Here is a 22,137-nt window from a genome sequence, read left to right as displayed (position 1 = left end):
TATTATCTCATCGTGAGATAATACCCTTTATTTATAATATTTAAACTATCTTTATAGCTTCTTAGAAAAAATTGCTAATACTCCTATGATTGCCAAACCAAATATCATCAGGCTTGTTTGTTCAATAGAGATAATACCCATAATAGCAACAATAGATATAGCTACTGGAATTACATACTTAATAAGATTGTACCATACGTTAAACAGTGGAAACTTAATAGTTCCACCATTTGTAAGCTCATCCTCAAGGTCCTCCTTCTTAACGACCCAGCCAACAAATATAGCCAGTAGCAATCCACCGATTGCAAGGAATATCTTATCTGTTAAGATATCGAAGAAGTCAAATGCTCCAACTCCAAGGAATTTTACATCTGACATAACTCCCAATGATAGGGATGAAAAAATTCCTGTAACTAACATAATAGTTCCGGAGATGTAAACAGCTTTCTTTCTTTCCATTCCTCTTTCGTCAATCAGATAAGCTGTAACTACTTCAAGTAATGATATTGATGAAGTAAGAGCTGCAACTGTAAGAGCAATGAAGAATATAACTGAGAAGAGAATTCCCAATGCTCCCATTTCAGCAAAGATTGTAGGAACAACTACGAATACCAACCCTGGTCCAGCTGTTGGTTCCATTCCATAAGCAAACACCGCTGGGAATATTGCCAAACCTGCAAGAATAGCAACAATAGTATCCATTAATGTAACTATCAACGCGTTGCTTGGAAGGTTCTTACTCTTACTTAGATAACTACCGTATGTTATCATACAGCCCATACCTAAACTTAGAGAGAAGAATGCCTGTCCCAAAGCTGCAAGAAAGGTCTGACCAGTAACAGCACTAAAATCAGGTTTGAATAGGAATTCAATACCCGCTCCCGCTCCTGGTAATGTTATACTTCTAAGTGCGATTAGAATAAGTAGCACAAATAATGTAGGCAGAAGAATACTGCTTGCTTTTTCAATTCCCCCTGCAATACCTCTGGCAACGATAAAGATATTCATTGCTAAGAATATGCCCATCCAAATCAAAGGCTCCACTGGGCTAGAGATAAAGCCACCAAAGGCATCAGCAATTGATCCTGCATTTGACAGTAGGCCTGTTACAGATTTTACTACATAGGCAAGTGCCCAACCTCCTACAACAGGATAGAATCCCATTATAAAGAAGGCAGTAAGTATACCAAGAACCCCTGCAAAGGTCCAATTTTTGTTAATAGATTTGTACGCTCCAACTGCTGCTAAGCCGGTTCTACGTCCGATAGCAAATTCTGCGATCATGATACTGAGACCGATGACTAATGCGAATACAAAATAAATTAAAATAAATGCACTACCACCGTTTGAACCGGCCATGTATGGGAATCTCCAGATGTTACCAAGCCCAATTGCTGAACCTGCAGCTGCCAGGATAAATCCAATCCGAGAACCCCAACTTTCTCTTTGTCTTTTTTCCATCAAATATTCCCTCCTTAAGTATGTAAATTGCATATTAAATGCAACACTTAAATAAGGATTCTATAAACGGAATAACCTTTTTATTTTTTATTTTTTATTTTTCATTTTTCACCTCATCTCTCTCGTATAATATGATTGTATATAAAATTTCCAGTTAAGGTTTAAAAACTTAAACAGGAAATTTTAAACCTCCAAATAAACTGTTCTTTGATAAATTATAATATGAAATTATAATACAAAATTATTCAACAAGCAACAGCTACACCAACCAACTTTTTTATGCTTATGAGGTTCAATAAGCTGTAACTTTAGTACATATTATCTTTTGTTATAATTATGTGCTATAATGATGATAACAGAAGTAATGAAAGGAATGAAGATAGATGAGCTTAACATTGAATTCACAAAAGTTGAAAATAGAGAAAGTGACAAAAATGACTTTTGGGAGAGTATAATATTCTCAATTAGAAAATAAAATGTTTTTGAAAGCAGTATAACCAAAAAAGGAGTGATTATTTCAAATCACAAAATTGAAAATTAAATCAACACAAATACGAAAGGGGAGTCGTGTAAATGCATTACAAAATATCAAGTGAAAATCACATATTTAGTTTTACAAAAGATAATAAGCCTGTACTATTCGTAAAAGACGGCGATGAAGTAGAGATTGAAACATTAGATTGCTTTTCAAATCAAATCAAGTCAAATGAAGATAAGCTTGAGCAAATGGATTGGAACAAAGTAAACCCTGCAACAGGCCCTATTTATGTTGAAGGTGCAAAAGAAGGTGATATTTTGGAAGTCACAATTAAAAAAATTGAAATAGCCAATAAAGGTGTAGTGGCAACAGGTAAGGATTTGGGCGTATTGGGAGATTTAATGGAGGGACTGTATTCCAGAGTAGTTAATATAAAAGATGGAAAAGTTATTTTTGATGAAAAAGTTTCTCTCTCAATTAAACCTATGATAGGAGTAATAGGCGTTTCACCAAAAGAAGGCAATATAAACTGTGGAACACCTGGTTCTCATGGCGGAAACATGGACACCCTACTTATCAGTGAAGGCTCAAAACTTTACTTGCCAGTATTTGTAGAAGGTGCATTATTTGCTTTGGGAGATTTACATGCTGCAATGGGAGATGGAGAAGTAGGAGTATCAGGTGTAGAAGTGGCAGGTTCTGTTACAGTGGAGTTTAGAGTTTTAAATAATCTCAAACTTTCTAACCCAATGGTAAAAACAAAAGATGTAACAGCAACAATAGCATCAGATGAATCTTTAGATAAAGCAGTAAAGTTAGCTGTTCATGATATGGCAAACTTATTCCGAAGCTTTACTAAATTATCAATAGAAGAGATAGCTACACTTTTTAGCATAGCAGGAAATGTACAGATTTCACAAGTAGTAGATCCACTTAAAACCTCACGCTTTAGTTTGCCAAATTGGGTATTGGAAAGTTATGGAATAGGGGTGTGAAGATTTTTTATTAGAACAATTTGCTATGGATAAATATTTCTATTTATATAATTTTATATAAAAGTATTTCTTTGGACAAAGGTAATAGGATAAATTATCACATAATTTAATTACTGCTCTAAATTATGTAAAGAGCTGGGATCTACTGATTCCAGCTCTTTATGAATTTTTTGAATTCCTCTAGTAATACTTTCACTTTCAATAAAAAAATAAAATATTAATAGTAATACTTCTTAATATTATCTCTATAAAGTCCCGGAGGATATCCTTCTTCTCTTTTAAAAAATTGATTAAAATAATATTCACTAGAAAAACCTAGTCTATTAGCTATTTCTTTAATTGAAATATTTGTATTTTTTAGCATTTCTTTTGCCTCCTGAAGCTTAAGAAAGTTTATTAGCTCTTTTGTAGATTTATTTGTTTTTTCTTTTACAATTCTATTTATCTGTTTAGGACTGAGATGAAGATAATTTGCTATATCTTCTACTTTACGAACATCTGAAATATTATCTTCAATAAATTTTTTTATCAAAGTAAACCTATAATCAGTTTCTTTTAATTTTTTAGGCACAGGATAATAAGAAGATATTTTGTTATCAAAAACCAAGGCACGTGCAGCCATAGTAAGTATCATGACAATTAAACTTTTTATATTATTGTAAAATCCTATTTTTTGTGCATATGCCTCTTGTAGAGCTAATTCGAAATACTTCATTGCTCCATATCGATCTTTGACTGGAAAACATTTTGCTGAGCTTAATATTTCAAAAATAATATCTATTTCAGAGAAAACTTCTTTCTCTGTTTTTTTAAAATCACAATTTATGCTATATTCTATATATTTTTCCCCTATTGAACGTTGCTCATGATAAATTCCCGGTGCTGTAACATAAAATTCACCTTTTTTGACTACAAATTGCTCATCATCAAGAATAACTAGTGAATCCCCTTCCGGAACAAAATGAAATTCAAAACTAGAATGAGTATGTCTTGGTATTTCCCATTCCCCTTCTCTAACCATCACTCTAAACCATAATACATTTATTATAAAATCATCAATAGAAACTTGAATATCCAGTTTAGATAATTCTTCAGAAGCTCTATACATATTCACAAAATGCCACCCCCACAATAGGAGCACTACATATAAACTTAATACATACTTATTCTTATCAAAGCTAAAATTACTTAAAAAAATTTTTTAATTAACGTTATATGTTCATTAATAACTATCTTTTATTCTAACTTATATCACTTAACTTTGAAAGTTTTTATTTCATACGGTTTAAATACGCTACTAAAAACACCATTTTGAATCTTTACTATATCTCCTACAGGTTGTTCCAATAAATCAGTCTCTACCACTGTTTCAGCAAACAATGATATTTTCACATTTCCTACCGTCTCTACTCCATTTGTTTCGTACATCCTCAATATTATAGAATCATCATCTTCAGCTCTTTTTATAGCCGCTATAATGATATTTTCCGGTTCTACTTCTACTGTAGTCATTACATCTCCTAATATCCCTTCATGAGGATCATCATAAAAAGCTTCCAATCTGTTGTTAAATTCATATCCACATCTCGTAGAGCGTGCATTTGTCCAGTTTCCAGTATGAGGATATACTGCAAACTCAATCTCATGTTCTCCTATCTCAGGAAGCGGATCAGGAAAATAAGAACTTCTTATTAAAGACATGCGCATAGTATCACCTAAAAAATCAAACCCATAATAGTAAATTCTAAAGCTAATATATATTGACGTAGATTTGATTTTAATTCATTGGATGATACATACATAATTCCCACCTCTACTTTTGAACCTAATTTTTATTCTTTCAAACCTGTCAATTTTATACCTTCTATCAAATATTTTTGAGCAAATGCAAAGAAAATGATAGTGGGTACCACGGAAATAGTAGCTGCTGCCATCATCCAATTCCAATAAGTACCATATCTGTCTAGAAACTGAGGAAGCCCTAGCGCAAGAGGATATTTACTTTCATCGGTTAAATATATCAAAGGTCCTAAATAGTTATTCCACGCACCTATAAAAGTAAACAAGGTTATCAAAAATAATACAGGTTTAGCAAGAGGTAGCATTATTCTTGTATAAATTTGTAATTCTGATGCCCCATCAATTCTCGCAGCATCTAGAAGTGAATCAGGTATTGTCATAAAAAATTGTCTTACAAGGAAAATACTCAAGGGATTGCCAAAGAAACTGGGAATTATGAGTGGTAAGAAAGTATTTATCCATCCAAGTTTTTTAAAAATTAAAAATTGAGGTATCATAGTAACTGCAAAAGGTAGCATTATCGTGGATAACATAATGTAAAAAAGTATATCTCGCCCTTTCCAATTAATTTTAGAAAAGCTGTAAGCAACTAACGGAGAAGAGAAAAGAGTACCGACTATTACTCCAGTAGTAATTATTACACTATTTTTGAAATATCTCCAAAAAGGAAAATATTCTGTGGCTTTTTTGTAATTTTCAAAAACAAGAGGAATAGATATTATCTTTGGTGGAGACGCATAAAGATCTTGATTCGCTTTTAAAGATGTTGTTACCATCCAAAGAAGTGGAAGCATGTATATAAAAGTTACTAATATCAATAATAATCTTGTCATATTGGTATGAAATATTTTTTTTATTTTCAGATTTTTAAACATCGCTATTGAAATCCCCCTTTTTAACTATTTTTCACTACCACCGTAAAAAGTCCATCTTGCGGAAGTTTTAAATATTAAAATGGTAAGAATAATTGTTACGATAAATAATATCCATGCCATTGCAGAAGCTATCCCCATATGTAAATACCTAAACGCATGTCGGTACAAATACATTACATAAGACAAAGAAGCGTTAGCTGGTCCTCCACCTGTCATTATTTGAGGCAAATCAAAAATCTGCACTGCTCCTATCGTAGCAGTAATTAAATAATAAAGAATAGCAGGTGACATAAGAGGTAATGTTATCTTCCAAAAAGTTTGCCAACCAGTAGCTCCATCAAGCATAGCAGCTTCATATAAATCTTTTGGTATATCATTTATCGCTGCCATAAATATTAAAGCTGTTCCTCCTGCTCCCCATTGTGAAAGAAGCACAATAGTAAATTTAACCCAGTTCTCATCATTTAACCACATAGGTCCATTTATTCTGAAAATAGACAAGAAACCATTTACAAGACCGAAATATGGATTAAAAAAAACCAACGAAATAACAGCAAGAGCATAAACCGGTACAATACTCGGCAGATAAATTAAAGCCCTGTATAAATATTTTTCTTTCAATGGTTGTACTAATAATAGTGCTAATATTAAACCAACAATAAGTCCGAGAGGAACTAATCCCGCAGCGTAATATCCTGTATTATAAAAAGCTTCTAAAAACAATTCATCTTTGAACAAATTAATATAATTTTCTAAACCTACCCATTTTGGGGGTGTTGCAACATTATACTCTGTGAAGCTGTAATAGAAAGAAGCTACTATAGGATAAAAAGTAAAAATTAAGAAACCTATTATCCACGGTAGGGTAAATAAAAGACCTGTTATGTTATTTCTCATCTCTAATGATAATTTTTTTGTTTTAAACATCCAATATTAAGCCTCCTTTTACTTACTTCCCTCAGCCTTGCCCTTTACAAAGAGCAAGGCTGAGGTTAAACATTTATCCTTTTTATTCACTCAGAGCTTTATCAAGTTCTTTTTGAACTTTCTCTTGTGCTTCTTTCAAAGCCTGTTGAGGTACTTTTTTACCATAAAGTGCGTCATCTCTAGCCCTTACTAACTCATCCCAAACAAGTGCTCCTACTGGTACAACAGGGCGGCTGTGAGCATTGGGGCCATTTAAAAGTTCATAAAACAATTTTTGATCTGGATCTTCTTTTACAACCTCCAATGTACCTTCTTTAATTGCAGAAAAATGAGCAGTATCTTTGGCATATTTTATAGCACCCTTTGTAGCCATCCATTGAATAAATTCAGCTGCTTCTTTTGGATGTTTTGCACCTTTTGGAATAACTAAACTCCAACCTCCTGCCCAAGTTGAATCTTTTTCCCTACCTCCAGGATATGGTATTGGAGCTATTCCCCATTCACATACTTTAGGATCTGCAAATTTTCTCAGCGTGCTCAAAAACCAGTTACCATCTATCCTCATAGCTTCTTTTCCCATCATAAATGGATCAACAGGCTCTGCTCCTCCACCATCCCCAAAAGCAGCAAAGAAAGAATCAATATTTTTTATTCCATATTTATCAGCATAGGTTTTCTGCCATTCTAGTGAAGCAACAATCTTAGGATCATCTGCAAAAGTAAATTTTTTGGTTTCATGATCATAAAATTTTCCTCCAAATACCCAACCCCAAGTGTAAGGCCATCCTTGACCACGCCAAGGAATAAAACCTATTTGCAAAATTTTTCCCCCTTGCACTTTCGTGAGTTTGTTAGCATATTCATCGAGTTCTGATATAGTTTGTGGTGGTCTTTCCGGATCTAATCCTGCTTCTTTAAATAATTTTTTATTATAATATAAAACCCTTGCATCAGTATCCCACGGAAGTGCATAAAGTTTTCCTTTATAAGTTGCTTCTTCAATTGCAAAATCGAAAAATTTACTCTTTAAGTCATCAATATTTGTACCCAATTGTGTTAGATAATCTTCTAAGGGTTCTAACATGCCTGCATGAGCTCTTTGTGCTACTGTAAATCTATCAAGATAATAAACGTCAGGTCCTTCCCCTGCTGCAACAGCTGTCATTAATTTCGTTGCATCTGTTTCGTCACCTGGAACTAATACCGCTTTTACTTCAATGTTCGGATGTTCTTTGTTAAACATTTGAACTGCTTCTTCAATAGACTGTCTATCAGTCACTACCTTCATATTATGCCAGAAAACAACTTCTACTTTCTTTTGTGAAGTTTCTGTTTGAGGCGCTGGAGCTCCTTCAGATGACTGGGAAGTTTTTTGTCCTCCACACCCTGCCAACATTATCGTGAGTGCAAAAACAATAACTACCATCAACGAAAGATACTTTTTTGTTTTACCCACAACATTCATCCCCCTTTTTATTTTATTCATATTTGCTATTGTAGAACCACAAAATTGTTTAAATGGTTCTACTCTCTATTTCAAAGGAATTCCCTTTTTTTCATGAAAGAATAGGAGACTCCTTTGAAAGCAAGTCTTAAAAACGCGGATGACTTTTATCTTAACTATTTTTTAATGTATAGCCATGTCCTTTACAATATCCCCCTCTCCTCTTACACGTCTCTATTACTGCTGAACTAAAATTGGATTTCCGCTTTTTGCAATTAATATTTACTAAAACGTTTTTATAATTCCTTATAATAAAACTTTATGTATATATTTTCTTTTTTAAAATTTAAAGAAAACATTCTCGGTGTTTACTATCAATGGTAATTAACGGAAATACTTTTTTTGGAATAGTTTTCTGACAGCCGTTTAATAGTAAATAAGGTTTAAATAAAGGGTAGATAGTTAAACTCAGATATGTTTTTATTCCTGTTTATTATTATAACTAAACCATAAAATTTATAAAATTCTAATCCAGGACATTATTTTAAGTTTTTAGGACATTTTCATGTTATGGCTGTAATCTCTTGAAAATATTAAATATATAAAAAAATAGTAGTCATATAAAATATTATTTTAAATGTTTTAATTTCATAAGGTTTTATTTCAAATTTAAAGCTATTCCCTTCGAAATCTATTTTGTTTATTTCATTTTCCATAAGATCACATTCAATTACATCTTTTATTTCCTTAAATAAAGTTAAGGTAACTTTTTCTCTTTTGTTTTGATATTCATATAATCTTACAATAATGTCATCACTTTCTTCTGCTTTTTTTACAGTTTCGACTATCACATTTTCTTTATCTACATTAAGTAAAGAAAATCTTTCTGGCAAAACACCATCATGTGGCCCTTCAATTTTAGCATACATTGGACAATTTAAATTATATGCCATTTTTACAGTATTCCCATCTTTCCAATCTCCTTTATGAGGATATAGGGAATATACAAATTCATGAATTTCTTTATCAGCCTCCTCATTGGGATAAATCGCAGATTTAAGAAGAGTAAGTCTCATTACTAAATCTTTAATGTCGTACCCATATTTACTATCATTTAATAAACTTACTCCATATCCTCCTTCAGATAAATCAGCCCATTTATGCGCAGGAACTTCGAAACGCGCATAATCCCAACTCGTGTTCCAATGGGTTGGTCTTTCTATATTTCCAAATTGTATTTCATAAGTTGCTTTATCTGCGTGTATATCAACTGGAAAAGCCACTTTGAGCAATATTTGCTTTTCCTTCCAGTCTATTTTATTATTAAAATCTATCCTCGGTATATCGTTATACACATATATTATCTGTTCAATAGTTGAATCTAAAAATTTCTTTTTTACTTTAAGTGCTCCTCTAACTGGGCCTGTCTCTAAAACTTCAATTTTTTCTACATCATTAATTTCCCACATCTTTTCTTGATAATAAATATTAATATCCCAGGCATCAAAGTTATGTGGTTTATCTTCAAAAGCTTGGAGTACATTACCTTTTTGATTATTTTTAAGTACTTCCCTTTCGTTTAATTTGTCATAAATAGAGATAATATTACCATTGTCATCAAGTTTAATATTAAAGAATTTATTTTGTATCTCTTTTTCGTTTATTTTAATTTCACTACTTGTCTGAGAGAAATTCTCTGCTTTCTTTAAGGTATATACTTTGTATCCTTTTGATGGAACATTTTCTGCAAAAAATATTATTTTGTTACTTCCGACTTTCTGTGAAGTTATTAATTTTTCTCCATCATACACTAAAACATTAGACCAACCCTCAGGTAATTCAAATTCAACTATATCAGATCTTTCAAAACTAAGTTGATTAAATACAACTAAAGAAATATTTTTTAAATTAATATTAGAACATATACTATCTAAGGCAGAATTTATTATATTTTTCCCTCTAGCATTAATTTCTTCATACTGCTTTTTTGATTCTTCATAAACTTCTTTTATCGAAGAACCTGGAATTATATCGTGAAATTGATTAAGCAAAGTAATTTCCCAATTTTTATTAATTTCACTTTGAGGATATTTTTTCCCTTGTAAAATCATGTTCATAGTAGAAAATAATTCAGAATCTAAATTTAGAAATTCCGTCTTTCTATTATATTTTTTGTTTCTTGCCATAGAAGTATAGGTTCCCCTATGATATTCTAAATAGAGTTCGCCTACCCATTTAGGAAGTTTAGGATTACCTTTTACAATTTTTTCTAACTGTTTAAAAAAGTCTATCGCTTTTCCCATTTTTACTTTAGGAGCACCTGGTATACCTTTTGCGAGTCTCTTTCCATTTTCCAGCATCTCTTTAGTAGGACCACCACCACCATCTCCGTAACCATAGCTATTTAAAACGTAATTATTTATTTCTTTTTGTTGATACCTTTGCCAACACCCCATAACTTGTGAAGGATTTAAATTACCATTATATGTAGTAAACCATCCTTTAGGTTCTCCTTTTACATAATCAGTAGTTGTTATAAAATGTGTTAGTATTTCTGTTCCATCTATTCCTCTCCACATAAAGGTATCATAAGGCATTTTGTTGTATTCGTTCCAACTAATTTTAGTTGTCATAAAATAGTCTATTCCACTTTTTTTAAGAATTTGTGGTAAAGCAGCACTGTAACCAAATACATCAGGTAACCATAATATTTTGTTATCTACTCCAAATTCTTTTTTGAAAAATCGTTTTCCAAATAAGATTTGTCTGACAAGTGATTCTCCCGATGTAAGATTTGTATCTGCTTCTACCCACATCGAACCTTCTGCTTCCCATCTTCCTTCTTTTATTCTTCTCTTTATTTCTTCATATATCTCTGGATGGTCTTCTTTTATAAACTTATATAATTGTGGTTGACTCGAGATAAATATATATTCTGGATATTGTTTCATAAGATTTAAAACAGTTGAAAAACTCCTTGCTGCTTTTTCTTTTGTCTGTGACAATGTCCATAACCAAGCAATATCAATATGCGTATGTCCAACACATATTTCGATTACATCATCATGTCCGCAATACTTTTCGTAAAACTCCTTTTCTAAATATTCATTAGCTTTATTTATAGAATTATAAAAGTCTTTACTAAATGGTTTTCGAAGGTCTAAAATATTAATAGCTGTTTGCAAATATTTTATGGTATTTATATATTCTAAACTATCTTTTTCTAACAGTTTAATTATATCCAATGGAACTTTTATATTATAATAAAGCTTTTCAATTTCTTTTTCTAAAATAGCTATCTCTGTATAAAGGTCTATGTACCCTTCTAACATCCCAGCAAAAGCATATAAATCTATATCATACTTTTCTCCGGCCTTTGCATTTTCAGTTAATATTATTTCTCTATGATTAACATCCAATCCCTGGATTAATTTTTTATTAACATAGATAAAAAATTGAGGGTTTAATGCATCCCATTCGCCTTCTCTGCCTGTTGACACTTTATATACTACTGTTTTGCCTTCAAAAGTTTCTGGAATAGCTATTTGTGTTTTAAACCAAAAATGTTTATCTGTTCCTCCATATCGGTCTCCTCTTTTGAATATATCCCAATTCTCCCCATCTTCCTCCAACAAGTGATAAGAGTTATAACCACATTCTTTAAATCTATACATATCTACTGGAACCTCTTGCGAATAAATATAACTTTCTAATTCCTTTAAAATACGCTCTATTCTTTCTAATTGAAAATACATCGTCTTCTTCTCTCCTTTCATAGCATAATATTCTCGTTTAATATTATAAATTGCAACAAAAGTTTATAAAATTCGATTTATAGACATTCTTTTAAGTTTTTGAGACATTTTTAGTTTGTAGGAATTTATTTTTTCAAAAATTATTGATTAGCTACCAATAGGAAATTATACATACTATAATAAAACCCACCCCAAAGGGTGGGTTTTTAATATCCTATTGACTTAGTTTTTATAGATACATTGCTTTCTTCCGCTACATAATGAGATTTAGCTTTTAAAATTATTTCTCCCGGCTTTCGTGTCGATTTTACATAAACTGCTCCTCTGCCAGCCTCTAATGTCAACGGATTTTCCCCAATCAGCTTTCCTTCACCTTCTATTTCAAATGATACTGGTATATTAGCATAAGGAAGAATAGATCCATTTTCATCTACAACACTTACAACAACCCTTGTACAATCAGCGCCATCTGCCATAATCTCATTATCATCACAAGAAAGAATTAATTTATGTGGTTTCCCATATGGCCTTAATGTATGTCTTGCTACTTCCTTACCGTCTATCAAACCTATCGCAGTAATAGAAGCGTTATTAACTCTTACCTCCATATAGTTGATTCCGCATTCCTTCATTGAAAATTCAAAAGGCGGATGTGGTAAACTAGGAAAATCAACTCTATTGGGCATTTGTCTTTTCACAAATTTATCATTTATATAAAGTTCTACTTCTTCGCAATTGCTAAATACAAGCAATTTATCGCCGTTCTCTTCCTCAAATGATGGTATTAAGTACGAAGCTATAAACACATAGGGTCCATATAAGTGCGGGTCGGCTTGACTCCTGTAAAAATGAGCTGCAAACTTTGGAAGTCTAAATATATCACAGACTCCATGATAGCATATATTGTCTCCTGAACCAAAAGCACTTGTGGTATTATAATCAAATGCACACCAGCCTGATGCACCAGCCATGTTTGGTATCCCATATTGTTTGTCTTGAATAAGAGCATGCAACCTTGCATGAGTAATAAGTCGATTAAGGTTATCATAAGATTTTGTCGGATACATGTGACCCATATATTCTGTTACCATATACTTTTTGTGATTTGGAAGTTGTATTTTGCCTTCTAAATTGTATATAAAGTCGTTATATGTAAATACATCCTCTAGCTTTTCACTATCTCTTAAATATCTAACACCACCTGTTGGTCTACTTCTGTCTAATTTATGAGCTATTTCATTCATTTCTTTATAAAAATCGTGGTCATCTAAAGACTCATTTATTCGCACACCCCACATAAATATACAAGGATGATTTCTATCTCTTAAAATCATTTCTTTTAAATTCTCTTTTGCAATGTTCTTCCAATTTTCATCGCCTATATGCTGCCATCCAGGTATCTCTTCAAAAACTAACAAACCTATCTCATCACATCTATCCAAAAATGAAACAGCCTGCGGATAATGTGACGTCCTAACATAATTTAATCCCAATTCATACTTTAGTATATCTGCATCTTTTCTTTGAACCCTATCCGGCATAGCACCGCCAACATAAGGAAAAGTCTGATGTCTGTTTAATCCTCTCAATTTTAAAGGTTCACCATTAATATAAAATTTGCCGTCATCTCTAAATTCAACTGTCCTTATTCCTGTCTTAAAAGTATAATTATCTAAAATTTCATTCTCTGCAATAAGTTTTACAGACACATTATATAAATACGGATGATCTGGATGCCAAGTTAATGGATTGTCCATCTTTATTTGCTGTACAATCTCTTTTTGCATCTCTTTTATGTCAGTAACCACTGATGAACACACAACGCCTTCTTTATTTATAACCTCTGTCAATATCTTTCCATTGCTTATTTCTTTTCCTGCAATAGTTGTAGTAATTGAAATTTCAGCAACAGAATCTTGCAATTTATCAACAACAAAATAAACATCTTTTATATGGGTATCATTTAAAATTTTCAGCCATACATTTCTGTATATTCCACCAAACAACATGTAATCTACAAGATGACCTTCTGGAGGAATATCTTTATGCTCTCTTGAATCCACTTGTACAGCAATTAAATTTTCAAAATTACCGTATTTAATATACTCTGTAATATCAAATTCAAAAGGAGTATATCCTCCTTTATGTTCTCCTACAAATTCGCCATTTACATAAACCTTCGCAACAGTTATAACACCTTCAAAATGAATATAAACCTTTTTCCCTTTGTATCTCTCATCTACTTTAAAATGTTTTCTGTACCATGAAACAAACCTGTAGTCTTCTTCTTTAAAATAGTGGTGAGGAAATGTTTTGTTTGCATGAGGAAGACTAACAACTTCAAAATTGCTCTCATCAAAATCAAATTTATATGCATCATTTAAGTCTTCAGGAATATATAGCCAATCTACATTAAAATTCAATACATCTCTACCCATCTTTTACGCCTCCTTTTTAAAATGCATCATAACACTTTGAAAATCTCCTTCCAATTGTGGTATTGCAATGCCTGCATACATAAGCTCATCACCACCATACACTTCACCCGTATCTTGCAATGCATATTTGTAATCGGGGTTTAAAGCCTTTAAATAAATCCTTTTTATCGTGTCATTAGGAGTTGCCAAGACTTTAAAGTAAAAAGCCACAAATTCAGTTTTTTCTTCATTAATAAACATCCATGCTGTTTCATTTCCTTCAAAAGGACTTAATAATCTGTAAAAATCTCCAAATTGAATCAATTTTCTTATCTCTTTGTACTTTTTAACATATTTTTTAGCAAGGTCTTTTTCCTCTTCACTAAGCTTTGTTAAATCAAGCTCAAATCCAAAATTACCTGATATCGCCACATCAAGGCGAGTCTTTAAAGGAGTTATTCTATGAACTTGGTGATTGGGCACAGCAGACACATGGCTTCCCATTGAAATAAGAGGATAAACTATACTTGTACCATACTGTATTTTAAGTCTTTCAACTGCATCTGTATTATCACTAGTCCAAGTCTGGGGCATATAATAAAGCATTCCAGGGTCAAAACGACCGCCACCACCAGCACAACTTTCAAACAAAACATCAGGAAACCTTGTCGTTATTTCTTCTAATATTCTGTAAAGTCCAAGAATATATCTGTGAGCAGTTTCTCTTTGTCTTTCAGGAGGCAAAAGTGCAGAGCCTATCTCTGTCATATTTCTATTCATATCCCATTTTACATAACTTATGTTGGCGCTTTCCAAAATATCTGACACTACTTTTATAATATAATCTTGTACATCTTTGCGCGACAAGTCTAACACAAGTTGATTTCTGCTTTCACTTCTCGGCCTATTAGGTACATGTATACACCAATTGGGATGCTCTCTATAGAGGTCACTATCAGGAGACACCATTTCTGGTTCCATCCATAATCCAAATTTTAAACCTAAAGAATTTATCCCTTTTGCAAGACCATCCAAACCACTTGGAATCTTTTCTTTATTTACAAACCAATCTCCCAGTGAAGAATTGTCAGAATTTCTCTTTCCAAACCATCCATCGTCAAGAACAAACAATTCAATACCCAAATCTTTAGCTTCTTTAGCAAGTTCTTTAAGTTTTTCTTCGGTAAAATCAAAATAAGTAGCTTCCCAATTGTTTATAAGAATTGGTCTTTCTTTGTCCTTAAATTTACTTCTCATAAGTCTATTTCTGTACAGTTTGTGATAGGTATTTGACATTTTATTTAAGCCACTATCCGAATAAACCATAACGACTTCTGGTGTTTGAAATGTTTCACCTGGTTTTAAAAGCCATGAAAAATCAAATGGATTAATTCCCATAGAGACTCTCGCCATCTTATATTGATCCACTTCTACTTGTGCCAAGAAATTGCCACTGTAAACAAGGCTAAATCCATAAACATCTCCATGCCATTCATCAGCGTCTTTCCTTAAAAGTGCTATAAAAGGATTTTGCTGATGGCTGCTTGCACCTCTTCTGCTTTCAATAGACTGAACTCCAGGAGTAAGTGGTCTTCTTATAACATGTCTTTCTCTCGCCCAAGCCCCTGACAATTGAAGCATGTCAAACTTATCATCATTAAAATCAACATTCATAGACAAAGCTCTTAACAATTTTATGTCTTCTTTTCCCATGTTTTCAAATCTCACTGACCTTGTGATAACATCATAATCTCTAAATGCTGTGTAAATTAAAGTTACTTTTAAATTTGCTACTTTATCATATAACTCTATTTCAAGAGTATCAGCTTCATCTTCATTTTCAACATAAGTAGCCGGAAGCCCTTCTAATTTAGGCTTACCTTTATAGATTTTGTGAGATAAGTACCTTAGATCAGAAACAGTAGAACCATTTTCAAGCTGAATTTGATATGCAGGACTTCTAAAATCAGTATTGCCATACGCAGGATATTCTTGTGGTAAAAAATCTAACATTAGGTAATTCCCAAAGTTAATATTATCAGTATCTATACTTACATGAGACAATTTTAACACGTGATATATATTCGCGTTCTTTATCTTTTTACCAAAATATGCATGCAAAACAGCGTCGTTTTTTAAAACATGAATTATATAACTTGTATCTTTTGCTGTTAAATGAAAGGTTCTTGTTTTATCATTAAAATGAATAGGCATAGTAAGTCCTCCTTCCCAAACTATTTTATTGCACTCTCAACCATACCTTGGATAAAGTACTTTTGTAAGAATAAATATACTACTATCACAGGTAAAACAGCCATAATTGCTGCAGCCGCTGCAACGTTAGGATTTGCACCTGATATTCCAAAGAATGTTGCTATTGTAAGTGTGATTACTTTCATTTCGGGCTTTTGTAAGAAAAATAATGAAAGTTGATAATCGTTCCATATATTCAACCCAGTCATTATCAAAACTGTCACAGTAATAGGTTTCAAAAGCGGTAAAATTATTCTATAAAATATAGTAAATATACTACAACCATCTATCAAAGCTGCTTCATCTAATTCTCTTGGTAACGCACGTATAAAATTTGTATACAGAAAGATAGCTAATGGTAACTGAAAAGCGAGATGTACTGATATTATTCCCCAATAGGTACTTATTGCTCCAATATTTCTCATTAATACATACAGCGGAACTAACAAACTAAGAGGTGGAATCATCATGACAGATAAAATCATTGTAAGAATAATATTATTAAATTTACTGTTATTGCGTGCCAATGGATAAGCAGCCATAGCAGATATTAATATAATCAATACAGAAGCTATCGCTGTTATTATTATTGTGTTCTTAAAACCAATAGCCATTCCGCCATTCTGCCATGCAATTTTATAGTTTTCCAAAAATAATTGTTTTGGTAAAGTCCAGTATGATGAAAAGTCTGTTATTTTTTTGAAAGAAACTGTTAAAGCAATATAAATGGGGATAAGATGTATTATAGTAATTAATATTGCCAATACAGTTTTGTGCCATGTCGATTTTTTCATAATACATAACCACCACCTTTTTTCTTAAAAAAGATCTGTAATATAATTGTAGCCACTAATATTGAAATAAAGAGCAATACCCCTATAGCTGCAGCATATCCTGCTGACTGTGATTGGAAGTAAGTTGTATAAATCAATGTTGACAGTGAATGAGTTGTGTACCCCGGTCCACCACCAGTTAACGCTCTTATAATATCAAATAATTTTAAGCCTCCTATTACATTTATAATAACACTGCTAACTATCGAAGGATACAACAAAGGTAAAGTTATATACCTAAATTCTTGCCAAGCAGTTACACCATCAATAGCCGCTGCCTCGTAATACATAGAAGGTATTCCTTGTAAACCAGCAAGATATATAACCATAGAAACTCCTACATATTGAATAGTATTCAATGCTACTATTACCCATACCGCAATTTTAGGATCAGACAGCCATAAGATAGGTTTTATTCCAAACAATCCTAACAAATCATTAAGTGCCCCGTGATCATATTTTAATATAAAGTACCACATATAACCCATTATAATTGGTGAAATTAAAACTTGCAAATAAACAGCAGTTCTTGCTAAAGTCCGTCCTCTAAATGGTTTATTCAAAAGTAAAGCATATGCAAGTCCCAAAATCTGTTGAAAAAAAGTACTACCAAAGCCATAAATCAAAGTATTAACAAAGGCTATTCGCACATTTTGATCTCTAGACAATAGTTTAAAATTTTCTATACCTATATAGCGATACGTTTGTGAATAACCATCCCAGTCCGTAAAAGAAATCCTAAATCCGGTTAAAAAAGGATAAACAATAAATACTACAAGGAAAATAATAGCAGGAATATACATAATATTTGAACGTTTAAGTTCCCTTTCCAAGTTGGTAACTCCTCCTTATCCAGCATTTTAACAAATAAAAACATTTATCTCTACAAAGCATATATTAGAAATATATGCTTTGTAGAGTAGTAATAATTGATTTTTTCTCTCCTTTCTTATTTTTTTATTTTTGTTGCTGATAAAGTCGTTGATAATCAGCTTTTAATTGAGCAATTACTTGATCAATAGACATAGTACCAGCAAGCATACCAGTTCCAGTCTTGCATAAAGAATCCCACATACCATTGGGTAAATACTCTCTATCAAAATATCCAAAACCTTTATACTTAGCCGCATTTTCGAAATATGGACTTAATTTTCCAGCATCCAACTTATATCCATCACCAACTAATCCAGTCGGCGTCATATTACCTTTGGCTACTAAGTTAATATTTTCTGGTTTAGCCAAATATTCTAAAAATTTAAGAGCCTCATTTTTATATTTTGAATCTTTCCAAACACCTATAGCTGTACGCTCACCAACAATAACTGTACGTTCACCATCTTTATAAGCTGCTGGTAAAGGCATAAATCCATAATTTCCATTAGGATTATATTTCATCGCTTCGCCTATAACATAATTACCAAAAAAAGCAAAACCTGCTTCACCTTTTGCTAAGGCTTCTCCTACTTCTTGCCATGTACCTTCATTTGCATTTTTATTAAAATATCCAGCTTTTATAAAATCCACAAACAATTGAGCTACCGGTCTATAATTATTCCAATCAAATGTTCCATCTTTCAGTTCTTTTCTAAAATTATGATTATCATCTGTAACTAGAAAAGAAGGAGCAACCCAATCAAAGAAATTACCTACAGTCCAATCGTCTTTTGAGCCACCTAAATAAACTGGTATTTTACCAATAGCTTTAATTTTATCGCAAGCCACTTTAAAATCATCCCAAGTTTTTATTGAATCAGGATCTACACCCGCTTTATCAAGTACATCTTTATTAAATGCTATACCAGCAACATCTACGTCCATTGGTAATACATAGATTTTACCTTCTTTATCTGTGATAATAGGTTTGATAAGCGGATTAATTTTTGATGCCCAAGGTTGATCTTGAAGAGGTAGCAAATATCCACTATATCTCATTACAGACCAACCATGTGTTGTCCACATATCAGGAAGGTCATTAGCTGCCATCTTAGTTTTCATAGTTGCTTCATAGTCCGGAAGTGATGTAACATTTACGCGAATATTAGGATTCTCTTGCTCAAAATTTTTAGCTATTGTTTTTAAATTTTGGGTCGTGACGTCTGTTTCTGGGAAATTAACGGCTAATGTTAAAGTAATAGAACCATTCGTCTTTTCTGCATTAGCTTTTTCTGTAGTAGTAGAACTATTTCCACAACCTGTTAAATATAACAATAAAATCATTAAAATTATTATTGTCATACTTAAAAACCTTTTCTTTAACATAATTCAATTTCCCCCTATCTCAATATTTTGTGATTAACTCAATTAAACTTTTAATGTTAAAATCAAAATTAAAATTTGTTTTAATGCCCAAATCTCTAACAATACGCCAATTTTAGGTAACGTCATCGCTTCTTATGCTAAATCTTTATTAAATATTATAATTAATGTATATTCCCCACCTCCTTTTTAACTTTCTTCTTAATTCCTAATTATTGATATTTTATTAAAATATTTTATTTACATTTAACTATTAATATTCTCTAATGTCATAAATTCTTGATGTAAACATTTTTATTGTAATTCAAAACTTATCATTTTCTCTAACTTTATTTTTTATTTTAACTAACTCCTATATTATATATTCGACATGAATTCAAAAATTCCTTCTTCGAAAGCGTAATTTATTAAAAATTTTTATAAACTTTTTGCAACCAAAAATTTACTTCCTGCAATACTTTTCTACAACCTCATCAAATGCACCTTCATCTATATCTTTTACATTTACATTATTGTAAAGCTCCCATTCTTCAACATGCTCAACAGTTTCACCGGGTTGTAATTTTGTAAATGGACTTAATGTTTCTATTTCAAGCATCCAATCGTTTGTATATGTTTCAAAAGATACGCCAAAGTCAGGATATGTTGTGTCGTGCTGTGGATAATACCTTTTTACAAAAAGATGTCCTCCTCTTGCGTAAGCAGCCCAACCTTCTTGATTGTTAATTCCTAACTTAAAGGGAGCTTTGTTATTAGGATCTTGTTTCAGTGCAATATATTTTTCTCCCCAATACACCCTTTTATCATTCATTTTAGAATAAGGCCAGAGTACAATTTGCCTATTTGGAAGTAAATCTGTGTCTTTATTTGGTTGAGGAATTATTTCGATGCCTTCTGTGTTTAATACTGTAATTGTCCACGCTGAAAGCTCAATAGGCCACGCTCCAAGATTGGTTATCCTGTGTACAAGCCTTACTCTACTCTCATCAGGACTTAAGATTATATCGATTTGCTTTTGTGTATTAACCCATTTTTCTGGCTTTTGAATAAGTCTCACACCGTTTTCTATTTCATGCCAATCAACTTCATCATTGTCTGGTATATATGTCCTCTTTCTATCTTCGGGGCTATGCCACAGTCTATGGCCGCCATAATATCTGTATTCGTCACCTCCTTTTAAGCCAATAGTTTTAGGGTCCAAATTAAATTCGTTTACATCATTTTCAAATCCAAACCTCACAATTCTTGGGCCTATATCAGTTGTAGCCACAACATCAATAATGCCATTAGACAGTTTTATACTATTTTCCCATCCTAAAAAGTTTATTTTGTCAATTTTTATTGCCATACTATTTTCATTCCTTTCTGCATAATTTTTTATTTTTTTCACTACCTCAGTAGGTAAGATTCTTCGCTGCGCTCAGAATAACAGAGATGGGTTACAATACTTCATCCATGACCATATTGGCAGCACCGATGAGTGTAGCATCATCACCTAATTCAGCAAAAGCTATTCTGCAGGAAGAAAATGAATTCTCAAAAGTGCGCTTTTTAGCAGTTTCTATAATGATATCTTCAATAAGCTCACGTGCCTGCACAATCCCTCCCCCTATCAAAATGAGCTCTGGGTTAAATGTATTTATTGTATTGGCTATACCTATTCCTAAATATCTTCCTATAGTTTTTAAAGCATTAACTGCTAATTTATCGTTTAGTTTTGCTGCCTCGTATATCATCTCAGGAGTAACACTGTCTAACATCCCTTCTGCCATTTGATACACAATAGAATCCATACCCTCTTTAATAGATTTAACAACTAAATTCACTAAGGCTTTTTCTGAAGCCAACGCTTCAAAGCAACCGTAATTGCCGCAACTACATTGTGGCCCTGCTACATCAATAGTTGTATGCCCTATTTCACCCGCACCGTCACTGGCTCCAGTATATATCCTGCCATTTATAAGTATTGCTGAACCTATTCCATAGCCAACCTTTAAAAATATCATATTTTCCACATCTTTTGCTTTGCCCATATGAAATTCTCCTAAAGCCATAGCTCGCACGTCATTTATAACATAGGTAGGTACACCAAATTTTTCTTCTACAATTGATTTTAAAGGCACATTTCTCCACCCTATATTGGGAGCAAATACAGATATACCTTCTTTCATTTTTACAGGTCCTCTAACCACAATTCCTATCCCCGATACATTTTGTGGAGATTCTTTTATTGCTTTATCAAGAACAGATGTCAACAATTCTAAAACTTCTTCTTGCTTTAAACCTCTAATAGAATTCTTCTCTTTCTTTTTTGTTTTAAGTTCTGCATCAAGAGTATATTGATGTAAGTTGTAGGTGCTTATATGAATGACAATAATACTCATAAAATCAGGATTTAATTTGATAAGTACAGGAGGCCTTCCACCATTTGATTCGCCAACTTTGTACTCCATTACAATATTTTCAGCAATGAGTTTGTTTACAATGTTAGTCACAGTCGGCGGCGTTAAATTTGTCTCTTTGGCAATATCCGCTCTTGAAATAGGTCCCATTTTTCTTATAATATTTAATATAACTGATTCGTTCATTCCTTTTAACAATTTGTAGCTGACTGGTATTAAGTTTTCCATTTATACCCCTTCC

15 protein-coding genes are annotated in these 22,137 nt (G+C 32.4%); 1 reads left to right on the top strand and 14 read right to left on the bottom strand.

The genetic code is table 11. From position 1 onward, the window contains the following. Positions 1-51: 51 nt before the first annotated feature. A complete protein-coding gene (locus THEBR_RS03175) occupies positions 52-1,461 on the bottom strand; it encodes a sodium-dependent transporter (protein ID WP_012269097.1) in 1,410 nt (469 codons plus the stop codon). Between the two features lie 573 nt (positions 1,462-2,034). Here THEBR_RS03175 and THEBR_RS03170 point away from each other — a divergent pair. After that, positions 2,035-2,934, top strand: a complete 900-nt coding sequence (locus THEBR_RS03170) for an acetamidase/formamidase family protein (protein WP_003866662.1) — start codon at positions 2,035-2,037, stop codon at positions 2,932-2,934. Between the two features lie 217 nt (positions 2,935-3,151). Here the strand turns inward: THEBR_RS03170 and THEBR_RS03165 are convergent, their stop codons facing one another. The 13 genes from THEBR_RS03165 to galR all read right to left on the bottom strand — a co-directional run bounded on the left by THEBR_RS03165 (position 3,152) and on the right by galR (position 22,124). Then, a complete protein-coding gene (locus tag THEBR_RS03165) occupies positions 3,152-4,042 on the bottom strand; it encodes an AraC family transcriptional regulator (RefSeq protein ID WP_232195938.1) in 891 nt (296 codons plus the stop codon). Positions 4,043-4,185: 143 nt separating this feature from the next. Further along, complete coding sequence (locus tag THEBR_RS03160) at positions 4,186-4,635, bottom strand: glycosyl hydrolase-related protein (protein WP_232195911.1); 450 nt, start codon at positions 4,633-4,635, stop codon at positions 4,186-4,188. A 131-nt stretch (positions 4,636-4,766) separates the two neighbouring features. Beyond that, positions 4,767-5,609 carry a carbohydrate ABC transporter permease gene (locus THEBR_RS03155; RefSeq protein ID WP_012269096.1) on the bottom strand — a complete coding sequence of 281 codons (843 nt, stop codon included), beginning with the start codon at positions 5,607-5,609 and terminating at the stop codon, positions 4,767-4,769. Positions 5,610-5,633: 24 nt separating this feature from the next. Continuing rightward, entirely contained in the window at positions 5,634-6,536 is a 903-nt protein-coding gene (locus tag THEBR_RS03150; RefSeq protein ID WP_012269095.1) for a carbohydrate ABC transporter permease, read from the bottom strand. Between the two features lie 82 nt (positions 6,537-6,618). Further along, positions 6,619-8,001: an ABC transporter substrate-binding protein gene (locus tag THEBR_RS03145; RefSeq protein ID WP_232195909.1), complete on the bottom strand. Its 1,383-nt coding sequence runs from the start codon at positions 7,999-8,001 to the stop codon at positions 6,619-6,621. Positions 8,002-8,573: 572 nt separating this feature from the next. Continuing rightward, positions 8,574-11,735, bottom strand: a complete 3,162-nt coding sequence (locus THEBR_RS03140; protein WP_012269094.1) for an alpha-mannosidase — start codon at positions 11,733-11,735, stop codon at positions 8,574-8,576. Between the two features lie 206 nt (positions 11,736-11,941). Beyond that, entirely contained in the window at positions 11,942-14,173 is a 2,232-nt protein-coding gene (locus tag THEBR_RS03135) for a glycoside hydrolase family 2 TIM barrel-domain containing protein (protein ID WP_012269093.1), read from the bottom strand. 3 nt (positions 14,174-14,176) lie between these two features. Then, positions 14,177-16,366: an alpha-galactosidase gene (locus THEBR_RS03130; RefSeq protein WP_012269092.1), complete on the bottom strand. Its 2,190-nt coding sequence runs from the start codon at positions 16,364-16,366 to the stop codon at positions 14,177-14,179. Between the two features lie 20 nt (positions 16,367-16,386). Continuing rightward, positions 16,387-17,199: a carbohydrate ABC transporter permease gene (locus THEBR_RS03125; protein ID WP_012269091.1), complete on the bottom strand. Its 813-nt coding sequence runs from the start codon at positions 17,197-17,199 to the stop codon at positions 16,387-16,389. Beyond that, on the bottom strand, positions 17,196-18,071 hold the full coding sequence (locus THEBR_RS03120) for a carbohydrate ABC transporter permease (protein WP_012269090.1): 876 nt from the start codon (positions 18,069-18,071) through the stop codon (positions 17,196-17,198). The genes THEBR_RS03125 and THEBR_RS03120 overlap by 4 nt, the downstream gene beginning before the upstream one ends. 124 nt (positions 18,072-18,195) lie before the next feature. Continuing rightward, complete coding sequence (locus THEBR_RS03115) at positions 18,196-19,497, bottom strand: ABC transporter substrate-binding protein (protein ID WP_012269089.1); 1,302 nt, start codon at positions 19,495-19,497, stop codon at positions 18,196-18,198. 439 nt (positions 19,498-19,936) lie between these two features. Further along, on the bottom strand, positions 19,937-20,842 hold the full coding sequence (locus THEBR_RS03110; protein ID WP_012269088.1) for a TTE1925 family mutarotase: 906 nt from the start codon (positions 20,840-20,842) through the stop codon (positions 19,937-19,939). Between the two features lie 91 nt (positions 20,843-20,933). Then, on the bottom strand, positions 20,934-22,124 hold the full coding sequence (gene galR, locus THEBR_RS03105; RefSeq protein ID WP_012269087.1) for a transcriptional regulator GalR: 1,191 nt from the start codon (positions 22,122-22,124) through the stop codon (positions 20,934-20,936). Between the last annotated feature and the right edge of the window lie 13 nt (positions 22,125-22,137).

It is taken from the genome of Thermoanaerobacter brockii subsp. finnii Ako-1 (genome assembly GCF_000175295.2).
Lineage (GTDB): Bacteria > Bacillota > Thermoanaerobacteria > Thermoanaerobacterales > Thermoanaerobacteraceae > Thermoanaerobacter > Thermoanaerobacter pseudethanolicus.
Note: the sequence above shows the minus strand (reverse complement) of the source record. Positions and strands in the feature narration are given on the sequence as shown.

Bases quoted from the DNA above. Each gene is read 5' to 3' on its own strand.
- THEBR_RS03155 (WP_012269096.1), bottom strand. From the start codon at position 5,609: ATGTTTAAAAATCTGAAAATAAAAAAAATATTTCATACCAATATGACA.
- THEBR_RS03110 (WP_012269088.1), bottom strand. From the start codon at position 20,842: ATGGCAATAAAAATTGACAAAATAAACTTTTTAGGATGGGAAAATAGT.
- THEBR_RS03130 (WP_012269092.1), bottom strand. From the start codon at position 16,366: ATGCCTATTCATTTTAATGATAAAACAAGAACCTTTCATTTAACAGCA.
- THEBR_RS03145 (WP_232195909.1), bottom strand. From the start codon at position 8,001: ATGAATGTTGTGGGTAAAACAAAAAAGTATCTTTCGTTGATGGTAGTT.
- THEBR_RS03150 (WP_012269095.1), bottom strand. From the start codon at position 6,536: ATGTTTAAAACAAAAAAATTATCATTAGAGATGAGAAATAACATAACA.
- THEBR_RS03135 (WP_012269093.1), bottom strand. From the start codon at position 14,173: ATGGGTAGAGATGTATTGAATTTTAATGTAGATTGGCTATATATTCCT.
- THEBR_RS03170 (WP_003866662.1), top strand. From the start codon at position 2,035: ATGCATTACAAAATATCAAGTGAAAATCACATATTTAGTTTTACAAAA.
- THEBR_RS03165 (WP_232195938.1), bottom strand. From the start codon at position 4,042: ATGTATAGAGCTTCTGAAGAATTATCTAAACTGGATATTCAAGTTTCT.
- THEBR_RS03115 (WP_012269089.1), bottom strand. From the start codon at position 19,497: ATGTTAAAGAAAAGGTTTTTAAGTATGACAATAATAATTTTAATGATT.
- THEBR_RS03125 (WP_012269091.1), bottom strand. From the start codon at position 17,199: ATGAAAAAATCGACATGGCACAAAACTGTATTGGCAATATTAATTACT.
- THEBR_RS03160 (WP_232195911.1), bottom strand. From the start codon at position 4,635: ATGTCTTTAATAAGAAGTTCTTATTTTCCTGATCCGCTTCCTGAGATA.
- galR (WP_012269087.1), bottom strand. From the start codon at position 22,124: ATGGAAAACTTAATACCAGTCAGCTACAAATTGTTAAAAGGAATGAAC.
- THEBR_RS03140 (WP_012269094.1), bottom strand. From the start codon at position 11,735: ATGTATTTTCAATTAGAAAGAATAGAGCGTATTTTAAAGGAATTAGAA.
- THEBR_RS03175 (WP_012269097.1), bottom strand. From the start codon at position 1,461: ATGGAAAAAAGACAAAGAGAAAGTTGGGGTTCTCGGATTGGATTTATC.